At 56.9% G+C, this 20918-nt stretch carries 18 protein-coding genes; 10 read left to right on the top strand and 8 right to left on the bottom strand.

From position 1 onward, the window contains the following. Window positions 1-219 precede the first annotated feature (219 nt). Window positions 220-2634, bottom strand: coding sequence for a putative ABC transporter permease subunit YbbP (gene ybbP / locus RDN66_RS04635; protein ID WP_202216293.1), 2415 nt, complete (start codon window positions 2632-2634; stop codon window positions 220-222). Then, window positions 2631-3317, bottom strand: a complete 687-nt coding sequence (gene ybbA / locus RDN66_RS04640) for a putative ABC transporter ATP-binding protein YbbA (RefSeq protein ID WP_035891805.1) — start codon at window positions 3315-3317, stop codon at window positions 2631-2633. Before ybbA ends, ybbP begins: the two co-directional genes overlap by 4 nt. On the opposite strand from ybbA, the gene tesA reads away from it, so the two are divergent. The 3 genes from tesA to RDN66_RS04655 are packed head-to-tail and all read left to right on the top strand — an operon-like array spanning window position 3285 to window position 5620. Then, a complete protein-coding gene (gene tesA / locus RDN66_RS04645; RefSeq protein WP_202216294.1) occupies window positions 3285-3917 on the top strand; it encodes a multifunctional acyl-CoA thioesterase I/protease I/lysophospholipase L1 in 633 nt (210 codons plus the stop codon). The two genes, ybbA and tesA, sit on opposite strands and share 33 nt — an antisense overlap. Window positions 3918-3939: 22 nt before the next feature. Beyond that, on the top strand, window positions 3940-4707 hold the full coding sequence (locus tag RDN66_RS04650; protein ID WP_035891880.1) for an SDR family oxidoreductase: 768 nt from the start codon (window positions 3940-3942) through the stop codon (window positions 4705-4707). 58 nt (window positions 4708-4765) lie between these two features. Next, window positions 4766-5620, top strand: a complete 855-nt coding sequence (locus tag RDN66_RS04655; protein WP_308537590.1) for a co-chaperone YbbN — start codon at window positions 4766-4768, stop codon at window positions 5618-5620. A gap of 84 nt (window positions 5621-5704) precedes the next feature. Here RDN66_RS04655 and fetB read toward each other — a convergent pair whose 3' ends face one another. Then, entirely contained in the window at window positions 5705-6490 is a 786-nt protein-coding gene (gene fetB / locus RDN66_RS04660; RefSeq protein WP_035891808.1) for an iron export ABC transporter permease subunit FetB, read from the bottom strand. Continuing rightward, window positions 6483-7142: an iron ABC transporter ATP-binding protein FetA gene (fetA, locus tag RDN66_RS04665; RefSeq protein WP_202216295.1), complete on the bottom strand. Its 660-nt coding sequence runs from the start codon at window positions 7140-7142 to the stop codon at window positions 6483-6485. The genes fetB and fetA overlap by 8 nt, the downstream gene beginning before the upstream one ends. Window positions 7143-7268: 126 nt before the next feature. Between fetA and RDN66_RS04670 the strand changes: the two genes are divergently transcribed. Then, window positions 7269-8186: an SPFH domain-containing protein gene (locus RDN66_RS04670; RefSeq protein WP_035891812.1), complete on the top strand. Its 918-nt coding sequence runs from the start codon at window positions 7269-7271 to the stop codon at window positions 8184-8186. Continuing rightward, the gene (locus RDN66_RS04675) at window positions 8183-8644 is read left to right on the top strand and encodes an NfeD family protein (RefSeq protein WP_035891814.1); all 462 of its coding nucleotides are present in this window, start codon (window positions 8183-8185) and stop codon (window positions 8642-8644) included. The genes RDN66_RS04670 and RDN66_RS04675 overlap by 4 nt, the downstream gene beginning before the upstream one ends. A gap of 3 nt (window positions 8645-8647) precedes the next feature. Here RDN66_RS04675 and cueR read toward each other — a convergent pair whose 3' ends face one another. Continuing rightward, window positions 8648-9058, bottom strand: coding sequence for a Cu(I)-responsive transcriptional regulator (cueR, locus tag RDN66_RS04680; RefSeq protein WP_035891815.1), 411 nt, complete (start codon window positions 9056-9058; stop codon window positions 8648-8650). Window positions 9059-9152: 94 nt separating this feature from the next. On the opposite strand from cueR, the gene copA reads away from it, so the two are divergent. From copA to ybaK, 3 genes are all read left to right on the top strand, one after another. Then, window positions 9153-11654, top strand: a complete 2502-nt coding sequence (gene copA, locus RDN66_RS04685) for a copper-exporting P-type ATPase CopA (protein ID WP_248537564.1) — start codon at window positions 9153-9155, stop codon at window positions 11652-11654. An 88-nt stretch (window positions 11655-11742) separates the two neighbouring features. After that, window positions 11743-12537 (top strand): TraB/GumN family protein, encoded by a 795-nt coding sequence (locus RDN66_RS04690; protein WP_202216297.1) that lies wholly within the window; start codon window positions 11743-11745, stop codon window positions 12535-12537. A gap of 201 nt (window positions 12538-12738) precedes the next feature. After that, window positions 12739-13218 carry a Cys-tRNA(Pro)/Cys-tRNA(Cys) deacylase YbaK gene (gene ybaK / locus RDN66_RS04695; RefSeq protein WP_202216298.1) on the top strand — a complete coding sequence of 160 codons (480 nt, stop codon included), beginning with the start codon at window positions 12739-12741 and terminating at the stop codon, window positions 13216-13218. Between the two features lie 100 nt (window positions 13219-13318). On the opposite strand, the gene ushA is transcribed toward ybaK, so the two are convergent. Beyond that, window positions 13319-14971, bottom strand: coding sequence for a bifunctional UDP-sugar hydrolase/5'-nucleotidase UshA (gene ushA / locus RDN66_RS04700; protein WP_202216299.1), 1653 nt, complete (start codon window positions 14969-14971; stop codon window positions 13319-13321). Between the two features lie 173 nt (window positions 14972-15144). Between ushA and RDN66_RS04705 the strand changes: the two genes are divergently transcribed. Together RDN66_RS04705 and ybaL are read left to right on the top strand one after the other, a co-directional pair. Beyond that, entirely contained in the window at window positions 15145-16365 is a 1221-nt protein-coding gene (locus RDN66_RS04705; protein WP_035891826.1) for an MFS transporter, read from the top strand. A gap of 256 nt (window positions 16366-16621) precedes the next feature. Beyond that, on the top strand, window positions 16622-18298 hold the full coding sequence (ybaL, locus tag RDN66_RS04710; protein ID WP_035891827.1) for a YbaL family putative K(+) efflux transporter: 1677 nt from the start codon (window positions 16622-16624) through the stop codon (window positions 18296-18298). Window positions 18299-18419: 121 nt separating this feature from the next. On the opposite strand, the gene RDN66_RS04715 is transcribed toward ybaL, so the two are convergent. Both RDN66_RS04715 and hemH read right to left on the bottom strand, forming a co-directional pair. Continuing rightward, window positions 18420-19724: an inosine/guanosine kinase gene (locus tag RDN66_RS04715; protein WP_202216301.1), complete on the bottom strand. Its 1305-nt coding sequence runs from the start codon at window positions 19722-19724 to the stop codon at window positions 18420-18422. A 64-nt stretch (window positions 19725-19788) separates the two neighbouring features. After that, on the bottom strand, window positions 19789-20751 hold the full coding sequence (hemH, locus tag RDN66_RS04720; protein ID WP_248537566.1) for a ferrochelatase: 963 nt from the start codon (window positions 20749-20751) through the stop codon (window positions 19789-19791). Window positions 20752-20918: the final 167 nt, after the last annotated feature.

Below are 20918 nucleotides of genomic sequence, written 5' to 3' on the forward strand. Positions count from 1 at the left end.
GCACACAAATCTTATCGTTTATTAATAAATTACACCTGACTGATTTTTAATGAAACGTGCGACTTAGCGCTGCAGAATTACCGAATGGTGCCCTAAAACGGGCAAATTGATGAAAGGATGAGCAATTTTGCGGGTATGGGAAGTGACCCGGCGGCGCTGCGCTTGGCCGGGCTACTCATAATCTGTAGTCCGGGCGAGCACAGCGCCGCCGGGAAATAGCTAGCTGGAAAACTGGCGGAACAGCGCCCTACCCTTAAGCAGACGCAGCCCCAATCCCCCGCCGCACAGCGACAGCAGCAGCGCCCCGCACAGCGGTAGCGCCACCCACAGCCGCCAGTCCGGTGACCACGGGAAGTCGAACACCTTCGTTTGCAGCATCGCCAGCGCGGTCTCCGCGCCGATGGCCGCCACCAGCCCGGAAATCGCCCCTAGCAGGGCAAACTCAGCCCACAGCGTCAGACGCAGCAGCGACTTTCCGGCACCGAGAGTGCGATAAACCACCAGCTCCTGATGACGCTGGCGCATGCCAACCTGAACCTGCGCCAGCAGCAACAGCACGCCGCAGGCGGTCACCAGAACCACCATCACCTCCAGCGCCCGGCTGACCTGCGCCAGCACCTGACCAACCTGTTTTAAGATAGCGCCAATGTCCAGCAGGCTCACGGTCGGGAATTCACGGTTTAGCTGAGTCAGCAGCGTCGTGCCGTGGTCCCAGCGGAAGCTGGTGAGCCAGCTTTGCGGCTGACCGTCTAGCGCACCGTCCGGGAAGATAAAGAAGAAGTTCGGCCGCAGGCTTTCCCAATCGACCTTACGAATGCTGCTCACCTTCGCCGTAAAGTCCTGGGTATCACCGGTGAAGGTCACGCTATCGCCAAGGCCAATGTTCAGCCGCTGCGCCAGCCCTTCCTCAATAGAAACCTCCCCGGCTTTTGGCGGCCAGACGCCGGCCACCAGCGGGTTATGCTGCGGCCGCTGATTTTGCCAGGTAAGGTTCAGCTCGCGGTTCAACGATTCATCTTTATTACCTTCGGTGCTATGACCGTTGATCTGGGTGAGACGCGCGCGAACGATCGGGTAAAACGCCGCCGGGATCACCTGATGCTCCGCCAGGAAGGTTTTCACCTCACTCACCTGCTCCGGGGCAATGTTGATCAGAAAATAGTTCGGGCTTTCCGGCGGTAGCTGCTGTTGCCAGCGATCCAGCAGATCGCCACGCAGCACCAGCAGCAGCGCCAGCAGCATAAATGAGAGCGAGAACGCCGCCAGTTGGCTAAGCGTCGACCACGGCTGGCGCAGCAGACGATTCACCGCCAGACGTAGCGGCAACGCGCGCAAAGTGATGCGCTTCAACACCTTGAGCAGCAGCCAGCCCACCAGCCCGCACAGCGCCGCCAGCACCACTGCGCCCGCCAGCACCGACCACAGCAGCGGGCTACCGCCCATCAACCACGCCAGCAGTACTACCGTGACGATACAGACCAACGGCAGGTAAATTTTCAGCGGCCAGACGTTGGCCACTATGTCCTGTCGCAGCACGCGCAGCGGCTGAGTGGCCAGCAGTAACCGGTACGGACGCAGCCCGACCAGCAGCGAAATCACCGTCATTGACCCCACCGCCCACAGCCACGGCCAGGCGCTAGCGGCAGGTAATGCCGCTGGCAGCACCGGCTTGAGCAGCGCTAGCAGGACCGACTCAAACAGCAAACCCATCGCCCCACCCGCCAGCGCCGAAAGCGCCAGCAGCAGCACCCACTGGCCGATAATCAGTTTGCGCAGCTGCGCCCGCCCAGCACCTAAGGTTTTCAGCACCGCCACCAGATCGTAGCGACTGCGGCAGTAGTGGCCCATCGCCACCGCCACGGCAGCCACCGCCAGCAGCAGCGTCAGAAGTGCCGAGAGCAGCAGGAACTGCTGGGAGCGCTGTAGCGATTTGCCTAACGCGCCGTCGTCCTGATCCGGGCCAATCCAGCGATGCTCAGGCTTGAGCTGAGGCAGCAACCAGCTTTCGTAGCTGGCAAGCTGCGCGGGCGTGCCGGCAAACTTATAGCTCCAGCTTACCCGGCTGCCGGGCTGTACCGCGCCGGTTTTCGCCACGTCGGCCAGGTTCATCATCAGCCTGGGCGCCATCTGGAACGGGTTAAAGCCGCTGTCAGGCTCCTGCACCACTTCCCCGGCAATACGCAGCGTGGCGTCGCCAACGTCAAGGTTATCGCCGGTTTTCAGATTCAGCAGCGCCATCAGGCGGGGAGCCAGCAGCACCGTCCCGGCCTGCGGTTTCAGGCCCGCCGGTTCGGTTTGCAGGTCGCCGTACAGCGGGTAGCTGTCGTCCACCGCTTTCACGTCGGCAAGCTGCGGCGTATCGCCCGCCCAGGTCATGGTCGAGAAGTTAATTTGTTCGCCAACCGTGAGTCCCTGAGCGCGCGCGTGCTCAATCCACTGCGTTGGGGCTTCACGCGAAGTGCGCAGCACCCGGTCGCCCGCCATATATTCACGGCTTTGTTGATTGAGCCCTTTGTCCATGCGGTCGCTGATGCTGCCCAGCGCCAGCACGCAGGCCACCGCCAGGCTCAGCGCCAGCCAGACAATCAGCAGCGACGGCGAGCGCCACTCCCGCCAGAACCAGCGTAAAATCATGCCTCCTCCCGTAGCTGCCCGTCGACCAGCCGCAGCCGTCGGTCGCAGCGCGCGGCAAGCTGCGCATCGTGGGTCACCAGAATCAGCGTGGTGCCGTGTTCACGGTTAAGTGAGAAAAGCAGGTCGGCGATTTTGTCACCGGTCTGACGGTCGAGGTTGCCGGTCGGTTCATCGGCAAACAGCAGATCCGGGCGACCATTAAAGGCGCGCGCCAGCGCCACGCGCTGCTGTTCACCCCCGGAAAGCTGCGCCGGGAGATGGTGCAGACGCTTGCCTAACCCCAATTGTTCCAGCAATGCCTTTGCCCCCTGGCGGCTTTGCCCGTCACTTTCCCCACGCAGCAGCGCAGGCAGCTCAACGTTCTCCAGCGCATTAAGCGTTGGGATCAGCATGAAGGACTGGAAAACGAAGCCGATATGCTGGGCACGCAGGCACGCTCGCGCTTCTTCATCGAGCTTCTCCAGCGGATGCCCCAGCAGCTTCACCTCGCCGCTGCTGCCGTCATCCAGCCCGGCCAGAATCGCCAGCAGCGTCGACTTCCCGGAGCCCGACTCGCCAATCAAAGCAAGGGTTTGCGCCGGTTTGACAATCAGGTTAACTCCGGTAAGGATGGAAAGCTCATGCTCCCCCTGACCGACGGATTTCTTAAGATGATGCACTTCAAGTACGTTTTCCGCTGGCATTTGCCTGTCCTGTTTTTGATTCTGTTTAGCCTGCGCGCCGCGGCGGCGGACACGCTGTTAGTGCTTGGCGACAGCCTTAGCGCGGGCTATCGCATGGCGGCCAATACGGCCTGGCCGGCGCTGTTGAACGATAAATGGCAACCTGACATCACGGTGGTGAACGCCAGTATTAGCGGCGATACCTCAGACCAGGGGCTAGCGCGCCTGCCCGCACTACTTCAACAACATAAACCACAATGGGTGCTGGTTGAACTCGGCGGCAACGATGGACTGCGCGGTTTTCAGCCGCAGCAAACCGAGAAAACGCTGCGCACAGTTCTGCAGCAGGTGAAAGCCGCCCATGCCCAACCGTTATTAATGCAAATTCGTCTGCCAGCAAACTACGGACGCCGCTATAATGAGGCCTTCAGCGCTGTATATCCGCGGCTCGCCAGCGAGTTTTCTATTCCACTGCTGCCCTTCTTCATGGAAGAGGTCTATCTCAAGCCGCAGTGGATGCAGGATGATGGCATTCATCCCAATCGTGACGCCCAGCCGTTTATTGCTGACTGGATGGCGACACGCCTGGCTCCATTAGTTAATCACGATGCCGGAAAGTAAAGCGGTGTCTTCAGGTAAAGTTATGCAAAAATCGGTCTTAATTACAGGATGTTCCAGCGGGATTGGCCTCGAAAGCGCGTTAGAACTGAAACGCCAGGGTTTTCGCGTACTGGCCGCCTGCCGCAAACCCGATGATGTGAAGCGCATGAACGGCATGGGGTTTACCGGAATATTGCTCGACCTCGACAGCCCGGAAAGCGTCGATAACGCCGCGGAGCAGGTGATCGCACTGACAAATAATCGTTTGTTTGGTCTGTTTAATAACGCCGGATATGGCGTTTATGGGCCGCTGGAGAGCATCAGCCGCGCGCAAATGGTGCAGCAGTTTTCCGCCAACTTTTTCGGCGTCCACCAGCTAACCATGCGCCTGTTGCCGGCCATGATCCCACACGGCGAAGGCCGTATCGTCATGACGTCATCGGTGATGGGGCTTATCTCTACGCCGGGCCGCGGTGCTTATGCCGCCAGCAAATACGCGCTGGAAGCCTGGTCAGACGCGCTGCGCATGGAGCTGCGCCATACGGGCGTGAAGGTGAGCCTGATTGAACCCGGCCCGATTCGCACCCGCTTTACCGAGAACGTCAACCAGACCAGCGATAAGCCGGTGGAGAATCCCGGCATTGCCGCACGCTTCACCCTAGGCCCGGATGCGGTGGTGGCGAAAGTGCGCCATGCGTTTATCAGCGATAAGCCGAAATTACGCTATCCGGTCACCCTGGTCACCCACGCGGTTGGCTGGCTGAAACGCCTGCTGCCGGGTCGTGCGATGGACAAAATTCTGCAGGGCTAAGTTGAAGCCGACGCTTTTGCCCCCATCTCGAATACAAACCGACTACAGAGAAAGACCTATGTCCGTACAGAATATCGTCAACATTACCGAAGCTAATCTCCACCAGACGCTGGAGCAATCCGTTACCACACCGGTGCTGTTCTACTTCTGGTCCGACCGTAGCCAGCACTGTCTGGAACTGACGCCGGTGCTGGAAAATCTGGCCGCGCAGTATAACGGTCAGTTTATTCTGGCGAAGGTCGACTGCGACGCCGAGCAGATGGTCGCCTCTCAGTTTGGCCTGCGCTCTATCCCAACCGTTTACCTGTTCCAGAACGGCCAACCGGTTGACGGCTTCCAGGGCCCGCAGCCGGAAGAGGCGATTCGCGCGCTGCTCGATAAAGTGCTGCCGCGTGAAGAAGAGCTGAAAGCACAGCAGGCGCTGGCGCTGATTCAGGAAGGCAACCATGCCGACGCGCTGCCGCTGCTGAAAGATGCCTGGCAGCTCTCCGGTCAGGACAGCCAGATTGGCCTGCTGCTGGCGGAAACGCAGATTGAGCTTAACCGTTCAGAAGAGGCAGAAGCGGTGCTGAAAACCATTCCGTTGCAGGACCAGGACACCCGCTATCAGGGGCTGGTTGCGCAGATTGAGCTGCTGAAGCAGGCAGCAGATACGCCGGAAATTCAGCAATTGCAGCAAGAAGTAGAGGCCAACCCAGAAGATGCCGCGCTGGCCTCGAAGCTGGCGCTTCAGCTGCATCAGGTGGGCCGTAACGAAGAGGCGCTGGAGCTGCTGTTCAGCCACCTGCGTAAAGACTTAGGCGCGGCCGATGGTCAGGCGCGCAAGATGCTGCAGGAAATTCTGGCGGCGCTCGGTACCGGTGATGCGTTGGCGTCGAAGTATCGTCGCCAGCTGTATTCGCTGCTGTACTAACGGTGTGATTCACGGGGGCGCTTCGCTTGGCCGGGCTACGTTTTGGTAGCCCTGGCGAACGAAGCGACCCCGGGAAATCTCACGCTACGCGCGTTTCTTCAGCTGTGTCACCACCAGCTGATGGCGGGCGTTGTAAAACTTCCGGTAGGTCAGATAGCAGGCAATAATGGTCGACAGGCTGGCGGTTGAGAGCAGCATAAACGTCACCATAATCTGATACTTAATCGCTTTGACCGGGTCGATACCGGCAAAAATCAGCCCGGACATCATTCCCGGCAAACTCACCAACCCCACAGTTTTTGCCGAATCCACGGTCGGGATCAGCGACGCTCGAATACTTTCGCGGATCAGGCGTGCGGAAGCCATTTTCGGCGTAGCTCCCAGACTCAGCTTCTCCTGAATTTGCTGCTGCTCGGCGCTAAAGCGCTGCCCCAGGTTGTTGTAACACAGCCCCACAGCAATCATCGCATTCCCGGCAATCATCCCGGAAATAGGGATAACCTGCATCGGCACAAAGGCAATGGAGCCGGAGAACACCAGCACCGCCAGCGTTAGCCCCGCGCCGGTGGTAATGGCGATAAACGATGACACAAAGGCTTTATCGATATACTTACTGCGCTTTTGCGCGTTGTACGCCGCGTTGAAGCAGATAAACAGCACCATGCACAGCGTCAGCACCGCGTGATTAACGTTGAAGATATATTTCAGCACGTAGCCGACGATAATCAGCTGCACCACCGCCCGGCAGATGCTCCAGATAATGTCTTTTTCCAGCGCCAGCTTTTCCCGGTAGCTCACCAGGATGGCCACCAGTACCAGCACCATCGACAGCGCCAGCGATTGGTTAGTGATGATATGTTCGCTATTCATTGACCGCCTCCTGATGCGAAGGCAGCGTCACCACTTCATCCGCATGGCTAATTTCATCTTTATCGTGCGTCACCCACAGCACGGCAATCTGCTGCTCGCGCACGTACTGATGAATAATCTCGTTCACGTTCTTTTTGTTTTGCTCATCCAGCGCGCTGGTTATTTCATCCAGCAGCAGCACCTTCGGTAAAAATTGCAGGTTACGAATGAGCGACACCCGCTGTTTTTCGCCACCGGAGAGATCGTTAATCGATTTCGACAGCGTCTCTTCCGGCAGGCCAAAGCGCGCCAACTGCGTCAGAAAACGATCCGGTTCAGGATTTTTATGGCGAATCTGCCACGGGAAAATAAAGTTGTCGTAAACCGTATCACCAAACAGCGCCGGGGTTTGTGCGCAGTAGGAAACCTGCTGGCGATAGGCTTCCGGCGTTAGTGCATTGATATCCTTCCCCTCAAAGAGAATCTTCCCATCGGTAGGTGAAAGCAGCGAGGCGATAATTTTTAATAAGGTGCTTTTGCCGCAGCCGGAGGGCCCGGTAATCAGCTTAAATTCACCGGGGGCTACGCTTAAATTAATCTTATCAAGGACCGTTTTCTCGCCAATACGAAAGCTCACCTGTTCAAGTTGTAAAATCGCGCTATTTTCCTTCATTGCTTTAATGTGTCCTGATGCTGACTTTTGTGCCCTTAGTGTAACCCCAATTAATTTCAGGGGGCGAATTTCCCCCGCATAGCCGATATACTTGAAGAGGTTACGGACAGTTAAACAGGAGGTTTTATGCTGATATTTATCCCGGTTCTTATCTTCGTCGCGCTGGTCATTGTCGCGGCGGGTGTCAAAGTTGTGCCTCAGGGCTACCAGTGGACGGTTGAACGCTTTGGCCGCTACACCAAAACCCTGCATCCGGGCTTAAGCCTGGTCGTGCCGTTTATGGATCGTATCGGCCGCAAAATCAATATGATGGAGCAGGTGCTCGATATCCCTTCCCAGGAAGTGATTTCCAAAGATAACGCCAACGTCTCAATTGATGCCGTTTGCTTTATTCAGGTCATTGATGCCCCAAAAGCGGCCTATGAGGTCAGCAATCTTGAATTGGCCATTATCAACCTGACGATGACAAACATTCGTACCGTCCTCGGTTCGATGGAGCTCGACGAAATGCTCTCCCAGCGTGACAACATCAACACGCGTCTGCTGCATATCGTTGATGAAGCAACGAATCCGTGGGGCATCAAAATCACCCGTATCGAGATTCGCGATGTCCGCCCACCGGCTGAGCTTATCGACGCCATGAACGCGCAGATGAAGGCGGAACGTACTAAGCGTGCCTATATTCTGGAAGCAGAAGGGATTCGCCAGGCGCAAATCGTTAAAGCCGAAGGTGAAAAACAGGCGCAGATCCTTACCGCTGAAGGTGAGCGTCAGTCGGCGTTCCTGCAGGCAGAAGCGCGTGAACGTTCTGCGCAAGCTGAAGCTACAGCAACGAAGATGGTATCTGAAGCCATTGCCGCCGGTGACATTCAGGCGGTGAACTACTTCGTGGCGCAGAAATACACCGACGCGCTGCAGCAGATTGGCTCCGCCAATAACAGCAAAGTGGTCATGATGCCGCTGGATGCTAGCAGTCTGATGGGCTCAATCGCCGGGATCGCCGAGCTGATTAAAGACAGCGCCAGCGAACGGAAATCATCATGATTGCGCTGGTGCTCTCGCACCCGCATCTCTTCTGGCTAAGCCTTGGCGGGTTGCTTCTGGTTGCTGAAATGCTCGGTGGCAGCGGCTACCTGCTGTGGAGCGGCATTGCGGCGGCGGTCACCGGCGCCATTACCTGGCTGCTGCCGATCGGTTGGGAATGGCAGGGCGCGCTGTTTGCCGTGCTGACGCTGCTGGCGGCCTGGCTATGGTGGAAGTGGCTGACTCAGCGGACAAGCCGTCAGCGCCCGTCAGAAGGCCAGCTTAACCAGCGCGGTCAACAGCTGCTGGGCCAGCGCTTTACGCTGGATAGCACGCTGGTGAACGGTCGCGGCCATATGCGCGTTGGCGATAGCTCATGGCCGGTTGCCGCCGATGACGATCTGCCCGCTGGCAGCAAAGTCGAGGTGATTGCGGTGGAAGGGATCGTCCTGCGAATCAGACTCTCCCCTCCTCGCTAGCCATCAGGCCAGGGTTTTACGGTGACAGCAGCCGGAGAGATTATCAATAATCGGACAATCGGCGCTGTCATCTCCCGGGCAGGATTCTGCCAGCGAGAGCAGCTGATCGCGCATCGCCTGCAGGTCGTTGATATGACGCTCGATGTCCGCGACTTTCTGCAGCGTATAGGCTTTCACATCGGCGCTGTGGCGCTTTGGATCGTTAAACAAATTCACCAGTTCGCCGCACTCTTCGAGATTAAACCCAACCTGTCGTGCCTGACGCAGTAGCGTAAACTCATCAAGGTGTTTCTGCGTGTAGCTGCGGTAGCCGTTTTCGCTACGCAGTGGCGGCGTGACCAGCCCCTTCTCTTCATAAAAGCGAATCGCTTTGCTGGTTAAGCCGGTTTTTTTGGCAACATCACTGATATTCACATTTCCCCCTTGACCTTCCCCTTGCTGGAAGGTTTAACCTTCACAACTGTAGACCATAAGGTGAATTTGGTCATCCATTATTGAGGAAAGTGATATGTCTCAAACCATCGATCTAGCCCTGGACGGTCTGTCCTGCGGCCACTGCGTAAAACGCGTGAAAGAGAGCCTGGAACAACGCCCCGACGTTGACCATGCGGAAGTGACTATCGAAGCCGCCCACGTGACCGGCAGCGCCAGCGCTGACGCGCTTATCGAAACCATTAAGCAAGCCGGTTATGGTGCGGAGTTAAGCCACCCAAAGGCTAAACCGCTGGCAGAGTCATCACTCCCGTCGGAAGCACTGACAGCGGCCACCCCTGAGCTTCCGGCAGCACAGGAACTGGATGACAGCCAACAATTGCTGATCAACGGTATGAGCTGCGCCAGCTGCGTTTCCCGGGTACAGAATGCGTTGCAGGCCGTACCGGGCGTCGTACAGGCACGGGTAAATCTGGCGGAGCGCACGGCCCTGGTTATGGGCAGCGCCTCCGCCGGGGATTTAGTTCAGGCAGTAGAAAAAGCGGGCTACGGCGCGGAAGCGATTGAGGATGACCTCAAGCGCCGCGAGCGTCAGCAGGAAACCGCCCTCGCGACCATGAAGCGTTTTCGCTGGCAGGCGATCGTCGCCCTGCTGGTCGGTATCCCGGTGATGGTCTGGGGCATGATTGGCGACAACATGATGGTCTCCGACGATAACCGTTCCCTGTGGCTGGTCATCGGCTTAATCACCCTGGCGGTGATGGTCTTTGCCGGCGGTCACTTTTACACCAGCGCATGGAAAAGCCTGAAGAACCGTACCGCCACGATGGACACCCTGGTCGCCTTAGGTACCGGCGTCGCATGGCTCTACTCGATGAGCGTCAACCTGTGGCCGCAGTGGTTCCCAATGGAAGCCCGCCACCTTTATTACGAAGCCAGCGCCATGATTATCGGTCTGATAAATCTGGGGCATATGCTGGAGGCGCGTGCACGTCAGCGCTCCTCCCGGGCGCTGGAAAAACTGCTCGACCTGACGCCGCCAACCGCCCGCGTGGTGACGGAAGACGGTGAAAAAACCGTGCCGCTGGCCGACGTTCAGCCGGGGATGATCCTGCGCCTGGCTACCGGCGACCGCGTCCCCGTTGACGGTGAAATTAGCCAGGGCGAAGCCTGGTTTGATGAAGCGATGCTGACCGGTGAGCCTATCCCGCAGCAAAAAGGCGATGGCGATAGCATTCACGCCGGTACCGTGGTCGAAGATGGTTCAGTCCAGTTCCGCGCAAGCGCTGTCGGCAGCCACACCACGCTGTCGCGCATTATTAAGATGGTGCGTCAGGCACAAAGCAGTAAGCCTGAAATCGGCCAACTAGCGGATAGAATCTCCGCCGTGTTCGTGCCGGTGGTGGTCGCCATTGCCATTTTCAGCGCCGCCATCTGGTACTTCTTCGGCCCGGCGCCGCAGATTGTCTACACCCTGGTTATCGCCACGACGGTGCTGATTATCGCCTGTCCTTGTGCGCTGGGTCTGGCAACGCCGATGTCGATTATTGCCGGTGTCGGCCGCGCCGCAGAGTACGGCGTGCTGGTACGTGATGCCGATGCATTGCAGCGCGCCAGTGAGCTCACCACGCTGGTGTTTGATAAAACCGGCACGCTGACCGAAGGTAAACCGCAGGTCGTTGCGGTAAAAACGCTGGGCGCAATGAGCGAAGCCACCGCGCTGCGTCTGGCCGCCGCGCTGGAACAGGGCTCGAACCACCCATTAGCGCGCGCTATTGTGGAGAAAGCCGCCGAGAAATCACTGCCGCAGGTTAATGCCTTCCGCACCCTGCGTGGGCTTGGAGTTAGCGGCGAAAGTGACGGACATGCCCTGTTGCTCGGCAACCAGGCGCTGCTGCATGAACATCAGGTCGTCACCCGCGAGCTGGACGATGAAATGGCGCAACAAGCAGCACAGGGCGCAACCCCGGTGCTGTTGGCAATCGACGGCAAAGCCGCCGCGCTGTTCGCCATTCGTGACCCGCTGCGCAGCGACAGCGTTGCCGCGCTGCAACGTCTGCACCGTGAAGGCTACCGCCTGGTGATGCTGACCGGGGATAATCCCGTCACCGCCAACGCGATTGCCAAAGAAGCGGGTATTGATGAGGTAATTGCTGGCGTACTACCGGACGGTAAAGCGCAGGCGATTAAAGATTTGCAGGCGCAGGGCCAAAAAGTGGCAATGGTCGGTGACGGTATCAACGATGCGCCAGCGTTAGCGCAGGCCGATGTAGGTATCGCCATGGGCGGCGGCAGCGACGTTGCGATTGAAACCGCGGCGATTACGCTGATGCGCCATAGCCTGGTCGGGGTCGCCGATGCGCTGGCGATTTCTCGCGCCACGCTGCGTAATATGAAGCAGAACCTGCTCGGGGCATTTGTCTATAACTCGCTGGGTATCCCGATTGCCGCCGGGATCCTCTGGCCGCTGACCGGAACGCTGCTAAACCCGGTGGTTGCGGGGGCCGCGATGGCGCTCTCATCGATTACCGTTGTGAGTAACGCTAACCGCCTGCTGCGCTTCAAACCTAAACAGTAACCCACCGTCCCTCCCGCCACCGGGAGGGACGCGTTTGCACCTTTCCCCCCATCGCGCTAGCATGAGATTTTCCTTCCAGGGAGCGCGGATGAGCCTGTTAAATCAACTACAACGCCTGTGGCACACGCTGCGCGGTTCCCCGTACAGTTGGCCCGCGCTGGACGTCATACTCCCCGGCGGTCGCTATCTGCATTTAGTTGGCAGCATTCACATGGGAATGCGCGACATGGCGCCGCTTCCCGCTAAGCTGCTGAAAAAACTTCGTCAGGCCGATGCGTTAATCGTTGAAGCGGATATCTCCGGTAACGAGACCCCTTTCAGCGATTTACCGGAATACCCGCCGCTTCGCGAACGACTCAGCGAAGCGCAGTTCAGCCAGTTGGAAAAACTCAGCGACGAACTGGGAATGCCGCTGTATCGCTTTGATACCCAGCCACTGTGGCAGGTTGCCATGGTGCTGCAGGCCACCCAGGCGCAAAAGCTGGGGCTACGCCCGGATTACGGTATTGATTATCAGCTCCTGCAGGCGGCGCGCGAAACGTCGCTGCCGGTGCAGGAACTGGAGGGAGCCGATAGCCAGATAGCCCTGCTCTGTCACCTTCCCGACGGGGGAATGGCGTTACTCGACGATACGCTGACCCACTGGCACACCAACGCCCGGCTGCTGCAAGTGATGATCGGATGGTGGTTAGAGCAGCCACCGTCTAACGGCACGGCGTCGCTGCCCAATACCTTTAGCCAGTCGCTGTATGATGTGTTGATGGTAAAACGCAATGAAGCCTGGCGTGACGCGCTGCTGGCGCTGCCGCCAGGGCGTTATGTGGTGGCCGTGGGGGCGCTCCATTTGTATGGGGAAGGCAACCTGCCGCAGATGCTGAGATAAAAAAATGGCCAATATCTCTATTGGCCCGTCAAAGAGGAATTTCATCATTATTATTATCCCGGAGTTCGCACTCCGGATCTCTCGATTGTCGCTCAAAGTTGCCGCAACTGCCAATACCTATTGCGCAAGATTATACTATTTTTTAGTCCGTTTTAGGGCGTATGCTGAGTGCATATCACGTCTGCAGTAAGAAGGAACGTTATGACTCCCGCAGTTAAGCTACTCGAAAAGAACAAGATCCCGTTCAGCATCCACACCTACGATCACGATCCAAATGAAACTAATTTTGGCGATGAAGTGGTGCGTAAACTGGGGCTGAATGCCGACCAGGTATATAAAACGCTGCTGGTTGCGATGAACGGCGATATGAAACAGCTGGCGGTCGCGGTGACACCGGTCGCCGGGCAGCTGGATTTGAAAAAGGTCGCGAAGGCGCTAGGGGCAAAAAAAGTCGACATGGCCGACCCGATGGTCGCCCAGCGCGTGACCGGCTATCTGGTGGGTGGTATAAGCCCGTTGGGGCAGAAGAAGCGTCTGCCAACGGTGATTGATGCGCCGTCACAGGAATTTGCCTCTATTTATGTTTCCGGTGGCAAACGCGGGCTGGATATTGAACTGGCTGCGGGCGATTTAGCGAAAATTCTTAGCGCGACGTTTGCGGATATTGCGCGCCGGGATTGATAGGTGCAGGTTGTCCCCTCACGCTAACCCTCTCCCCAAAGGGGAGAGGGAATAGAACGTAGCCCGGCCAAGCGAAGCGTCGCCGGGAACGGCTCAAACCTTACTGCCAGCTCACTTCCCCTTTCGGTTCGTAAGCATTCACATCCAACGGTGAGTTCTGCTCGATATACTGTTTGAGCACCTCAGCATCGATAAACCCGGTATTCACATATCCCGGTTTGCTATCAATTTTCGGATACCCATCCCCGCCGGTGGCGTTAAAGCTCAGGGTCGCCATGCGGTAGGTTTTCGCAGGGTCAACCGGCTCACCTTTGATTTTCAGGTCCTGAAGCTGCCCGTCTTTTGCCACAAAACTCACGTTAGCAAACTGCGGGTAAGCCCCGGAGTCCGGCTTCATCTGCGCCACGGCGGTCAGGTACTCGGTCACCTCTTTACCGCTCATGTCGGCGTACACCACCACGTTGCCAAACGGCTGCACCTTTAGCACGCTCTTGTAGGTGATATTGCCCGCTTCAATGGAATCACGAATGCCGCCGCCGCTCATTACGCCAAAGTCAGCGCCAGTGCGCGCCATTTGCGCAGCAAGAATCAGGCGTCCCATATTGGTTTGCACAAAGCGAACTTTGCTGCGGTCACCTTCGAGATGCCCGTTCACGCTGCCCACTTTCACCTCTAACTGTGCTTTACCTTTGCTCTGGAACGGCGTCAACAGCGAGAGCATCTGCGGGTTTTCCGGGATTTGTGGCGTGTAAAGTACGCGCTCACTCTGGCCGTTATCGTAGGTCACCTTTTTCTTCAGGTTCACAGGGATCAGCTGATAGTGCACCAGCTTCAGCTCGCCGTTGCGGAACTCAAAGTCAGCGCGGCCAACATATTTACCCCACTCATGTGCCTGCACAATCCAGATGCCGTTTTGTTTGTCTGGCGCACACGGGGTACCCGGTACGTAGTCGACCTGCTTTTTATTCTCCGACGCCATGCAAACCGGGTCCTGTGAGTGACCACCCACAATCATCGCCAGCGCGCCCGCAGGCAGGCTGCGCGCCATTTCGACATCACCCGGCGCGTTGGAACCGTGCTCGCCATTGTCGTAATGCCCCATATGGGTCGCCGCCAGAATCAGGTCCGGCTTCTCTTTTTGCTGGAGTTCCTGAATCACCAGTTTCGCTTCTTCCGCCGGTTTGCGGAATTCGATATCGGTGAAATATTCCGGGTTGCCAATTTTAGCGGTGTCATCGGTGGTTAGACCAATAACGGCAATTTTGAGATCCTGACGTTTGAAAATCGCCCAGGGTTTAAACAGGCGCTCGCCGGTGCTTTTCTGATAAATGTTGGCGGAGAGGAACGGGAATTTTGCCCATTTTTCCTGCTGGCGCAGCACGCTCATCGGGTTATCAAATTCGTGGTTTCCCACGGCCATCGCGTCATAGCCCACGAGGTTCATGCCGCGGAAATCAGGCTCGGCATCCTGAAGGTCAGACTCCGGCACCCCGGTGTTAATGTCGCCGCCGGAGAGCAGCAGTACGCTACCGCCTTCTGCCGCCACCTCTTTACGAATACCGTCCACCAGCGTTTTTTGCGCCGCCAGACCATATTCACCATATTCACTACGCCAGAAGTGACCGTGATGATCGTTAGTATGCAGGATGGTGATTTTGTAGGTTTTATCCTGCTGATAGGCCTGCGAAGGTAAGCTGACCAAAGACAGTGCTGCCAGCATCGCCAGCGCCACGCCCCGTTTAACAAATTGCATGTTTCTCTCCCTGAGTGAATAACAACCGCGAAATTACAATGCTCTGAAATATTAGTCTAATTTGTTTTCAGAAATGAGACTTCCTTCAAACGTCGTAGGCAGGTATCTTAGTCTGATAATTATTATTAAAGCGTTTTCCCCCAACATCGCACTACAAATTACAAGTGGAATCTATGGCAATTTCTGAAACCAGCCCTACGCGGCCTGGCCCATCTGCGTCTTCGCAAAAGGGTCGTACTTCATTTGGTATTCTCGGAGCGATCAGCCTCTCCCATCTGCTCAACGATATGATTCAGTCGTTGATCCTGGCGATTTATCCGCTGTTGCAGGCGGAGTTTTCGCTAAGCTTCGTGCAGATTGGGATGATAACCCTGACCTTCCAGCTTACCTCATCACTGTTCCAGCCGGTCATCGGTTACATTACCGATAAACGCTCGATGCCGTGGTCACTGCCGGTGGGTATGTGCTTTACCCTCAGCGGCCTGGTACTGCTTGCGCTCGCGGGTAGCTTTGGCACCGTACTGCTGGCCGCCGCACTCGTCGGTACTGGCTCTTCGGTATTCCACCCGGAGTCTTCCCGCGTGGCCCGCATGGCCTCCGGCGGACGCCACGGGCTGGCGCAGTCCATCTTCCAGGTGGGCGGCAACTTCGGCAGCTCGCTGGGGCCATTGCTGGCGGCGGTAATCATCGCCCCATACGGCAAAGGTAACGTGGCCTGGTTCGTACTGGCTGCGCTGCTGGCGATTGTCGTGCTGGCGCAGGTTAGCCGCTGGTATGCTGCTCAGCATCGTTTAGCGAAAGGCAAACCGAAAGCGGTTATCGTTAACCCGCTGCCGAAAAACAAAGTTGTGCTCGCCGTTTTCATCTTGCTGATGCTGATTTTCTCGAAATACTTCTATATGGCGAGTATTAGCAGCTACTACACCTTTTATCTGATGCAAAAATTCGGGTTATCGGTACAAAATGCCCAGATTCACCTCTTTGCCTTCCTGTTTGCGGTTGCCGCGGGGACCGTAATTGGCGGGCCTGTGGGCGATAAGATTGGGCGTAAATATGTTATTTGGGGCTCTATCCTTGGCGTTGCACCGTTCACTCTCCTTTTACCCTACGCAACGCTCTGGTGGACGGGTATTCTGACGGTGATCATTGGATTTATCCTCGCGTCGGCGTTTTCCGCTATTCTGGTGTACGCACAAGAGCTCTTACCGGGGCGTATCGGTATGGTTTCTGGGCTGTTCTTCGGTTTCGCCTTTGGGATGGGTGGCCTTGGTGCCGCGGTTCTCGGGCTGATTGCGGACCACACCAGTATCGACCTGGTTTATAAAATATGTGCTTTCCTGCCGCTTATTGGGATGTTGACCATATTCCTACCTGATAACCGTCAAAAACACTGATTTTCAGGCAGCCAAACCTTTATTTTGGCTGCCGTCTTCCTCCCCGCAAGCACACGTCCTCTCTGTCTTTACGTATTCCATTTTCTCTTTTGTGCCATCTACTCCTAAAAAATCAGTTTTTTAGTTAAATTCAAGAATTATTCACAAACAAAATGACCGAAATTGTCATAAACTATTACGAGGTTTTTTGGTTTTCAGGCTGTTTCGGCATTCTGCTCCAAAAATGGGACCACGCATCACGACGAAAGGAGACGGAATGCATCACGCCACACCGCTAATCACCACCATTGTTGGTGGCCTTGTGCTCGCTTTTTTTCTTGGCATGATTGCCAATAAGTTAAGAATCTCTCCACTGGTAGGATATTTGTTAGCGGGCGTACTGGCCGGACCGTTTACTCCAGGATTTGTCGCTGATACCAAACTGGCCCCTGAACTGGCGGAATTAGGCGTTATTCTGCTGATGTTTGGCGTGGGTCTCCATTTCTCGCTCAAGGATCTGATGGCGGTAAAGTCGATAGCCATCCCCGGGGCGATTGCGCAGATAGCCGTCGCGACGTTGCTCGGCATGCTGCTCTCCACCTTCTTAGGCTGGTCAATCATGACCGGTATCGTCTTTGGTCTATGTCTCTCCACCGCCAGTACCGTGGTGCTGCTGCGCGCGTTGGAGGAACGACAGCTTATCGATAGTCAGCGCGGGCAAATCGCCATTGGCTGGCTAATTGTTGAAGATCTGGTGATGGTGCTGACGCTGGTCCTGCTGCCAGCCGTCGCCGGGATGATGGAAAAAGAGAATATCGGGTTTGCCTCACTGGCTGTCGATATGGCAATCACCATCGGCAAAGTAGTGGCGTTTATCGCCATTATGATGCTGGTTGGCCGCCGTCTGGTGCCGTGGATCCTTTCCCGCAGCGCCGCCACCGGCTCTCGTGAACTGTTTACCCTCTCGGTACTGGCGCTGGCGCTGGGGATTGCCTTCGGCGCGGTTGAGCTGTTCGATGTCTCCTTCGCCCTGGGCGCGTTCTTCGCCGGGATGGTGCTGAACGAGTCTGAGCTGAGCCATCGTGCTGCCCACGATACGCTGCCGCTGCGCGATGCGTTCGCAGTGCTGTTCTTTGTCTCCGTCGGGATGCTGTTTGACCCGCTGATCCTCATTGAACAGCCACTGGCCGTGCTGGCAACGCTTGCCATCATTATCTTCGGTAAATCGCTGGCAGCCTTCGGCCTGGTGCGCCTGTTTGGCCACTCGCAGCGCACGGCGCTGACCATCGCCACCAGCCTGGCGCAGATTGGTGAATTCGCCTTTATCCTTGCCGGTCTTGGCATGGCGCTGGGGCTGCTGCCGCAATCCGGGCAGAATCTGGTGCTCGCTGGCGCTATCCTCTCCATTATGCTCAACCCAGTGCTGTTCTCAGTGCTCGAAAAATACCTCGAGAGAACGGAAACCCTTGAGGAACAGACGCTGGAAGAGGCGCTGGAAGACGAGAAGCAAATCCCGGTGGATATCTGTAACCACGCGCTGCTGGTCGGCTACGGCCGCGTTGGCAGCCTGCTGGGCGAGAAGCTGATGGCGCAGGGCATTCCACTGGTGGTGATTGAAACATCGCGTACCCGCGTCGACGAACTGCGCGAACGCGGCATTCGTGCGGTGCTGGGCAATGCTGCCAATGAAGAGATTATGAACCTGGCGCATCTGGACTGCGCGCGCTGGCTGCTGCTGACCATTCCAAACGGCTACGAAGCCGGAGAGATTGTCGCCAGCGCCCGTGAGAAATGCCCGGATCTTGAGATTATCGCCCGTGCGCACTACGACGATGAAGTGGCGTATATCAGCGAGCGTGGAGCCAATGAAGTGGTGATGGGTGAGCGTGAAATTGCTAAAACGATGCTGGGGTTGTTGAGCGACCCGCCGTTGAGTGAGGCGGTTAGCGGATAATAATCGTCGCTCTATCGTAGGCCGGATAAGGCGAAGCCGCCATCCGGCAATGTGCGCCGATATTGCCTGATGGCGCTACGCTTATCAGGCCTACACGTTTGCGTAGGCCTGAATAATAATCTTACCGTTCCCAGTACGCCTCTTCGAGGCTATCTTCTTTCTCCGGCAGACCGCGCGTCAGGCGCGGTGAGTGCTGGTTCAGTACCTGATAGCTTACCCGGTTTGCATACTTACACACCTGCGCCAGCGACGAGTAGGTCAGCCAGTTATGCTGGTGCTTGCTGGAGTTTGGCACGTTCGAACGATGATACGCATTCGCCGTAATGTCGTGCAGCAGCGCGGCCAGCGCGCCATCGCCCGCGCCGTTGGTGTTCATGATCTTCTCAGGGCCGCCCATAAACGGCGCGATGTGCGAGTAAATGCGCAGCGGTTCCTGACAATCTTTAAAGCGCACCGCGCGGCTGAATTCGTACTGGTTAAATTCGGCAATCGCCCCCGGCAACAGCGGGTGCTGCGTTTTGCGTTTAGCTTCATTTTCGGTAAAGCCAGCCATATACAGCCCGGTTGGTCCGGCGGTACACAGCACCAGATCCACCCAATCCAGCGCTTTATCAGACGCCTGAAGCGGATCGCCTAAACCAGTCAGCGCTTCCGCCTCTTCTTCGTTCATCGCCAGAATCGACACGTGCTCTTTGATAAAGCTCTGCCACCACTCCGGGCTCTCGGCGATCACGAATTTCGTTCCCAGCGTCAGCACCACCGGCACGTCATATTTCTTCGCATAGGCGATAGCCTGCATGGTCGCCTCAGGCATCCGTTCGCCCGGCTTACAGCGCACCAGATACGATGTCAGCACCAGCGCAGAAGCACCGGCAATCACCGACTCGGGCACGCTTTCCGCGCGCAGCTTGTTCATATGGCCCGGGCTGATGGCGAAGGTACGTTCGCCGGAATCGCTGATAAGGGTAAAGCAGCGGCCAATGGGGCCATCGACACCTTGCAGGTAGTTGAGGTCGGTACGGCTTGAGGTGTTGCACAGGTAGCGATAGGCGTAGCCACCGATTTCGATGTTGCTGCACATCACGCCCAGCAGCACCGAGCGGTCATCCGCCAGTACCGAGTAGTTGTGCATAGTATTGCCGATGGTGCCACCGGCAAACTGATGGGTGATCAGGTTTTCGCGTACCAGCTCCTGATACAATGCTTCCGCCACATCATCTTCAATCACCAGCGAATGCCCGGCGCTCAGGCCATAGCGCGCAATAAACGCATCATCGACTTTGGCCTCAATATCAACCAGCGTCTGGTCGATACCGACAACCCAGGAGGCACTGGTTTCACTTTCAGGTTGAATCTGTTTCAGCAGCGGATCGCGAGCGTCCACCGGAAAATAGTGTTTGGATTTGCGTTTACCGGGAAATTTCATGGTGATTTCTGGAATGGCTGTTAACAGGCGGGGAATAGTAGCACACTCCTCCGCCTGCTTGCGATCAGGTATACCGCGCGGTCAGATTCACCATCATGGAGATATGCGCCTCGTCGTCATTCAACGCCGGAATGTATTCATACTGCTGCCCACCGGCTTCGATGAACACCTCACGGTTCTGCACCGCAATTTCTTCCAGCGTTTCCAGACAGTCGGCAGAGAAGCCCGGGCACATCACCTGAATGTGCTTCACGCCCTTCTCCCCGAGCATTTTCAGCGTCTCATCGGTGTAAGGCGTCAGCCACGGTTCGCGGCCAAAGCGCGACTGGAAGGTCATCATCACCTTATCCGGTGAGATGCCAAGCGCGGAGACCAGCTCGCGGGTGGTATCGCGACAGCGCTGAGGGTAGTCGTCACCTTCATTGGCGAAACGTTGCGGAATACCATGATAGGAGAGCAGCAGCACGTCCGGTTCGCCGTGACGGGCAAACGACGCGCGGGCGCTGGCGGCCAGCGCTTGAATATAGCCATGATCGGTAGCGTAGTCGCGAATAAACGAAACGCTCGGGATTGCCCGTTTGGTTGCCAGAATTCGCGCCAGTTCGTCCCACACCGCCGCCACCGTCGAGCAAGAATATTGCGGATACAGCGGCAGCACAATGAGATGGTCAACGCCCTGCGCCAGCAGTTCATCGACACCGCTTTGCAGCGACGGCGTACCGTAGCTCATCCCCAGTACTACCGGGATATCAGGCAGACGGGCGGCAAGCGCGCGCTGCTGGCGGCGGCTATACACCATCAACGGTGAGCCCTCTTCCATCCATACGGATTGATAGAGTTTGGCGACCCGCGGCGCACGAATCGGCAGAATGACGCCGCGCAACAGCGGCCACCACAGCAGACGAGGCGTATCGACGACGCGCGTATCGCTTAAAAACTGGGTCAGATAGCGTTTAATCGCTTCAGGCGTTGGAGCATCGGGGGTGCCGAGGTTTACCAGCAGAATACCAGGTTTACTATGATGCATTACCGCCTCTTATCGATTCAAATTGTTGATAATTGTAGCGGAAAAGTGAGGAAGAAAAACTAATTGCTGCGAGAGGTAGAGGGAGAATTTGCCTGATGGCACCGCGATTATCCGGCCTACGGTATAATGTAGGCCAGACAAGGCGTTCACGCCGCCATCCGGCACGC

Origin of the sequence: uncultured Kluyvera sp., assembly GCF_902485085.1 — a bacterium.
GTDB classification, from domain to species: domain Bacteria; phylum Pseudomonadota; class Gammaproteobacteria; order Enterobacterales; family Enterobacteriaceae; genus Kluyvera; species Kluyvera ascorbata.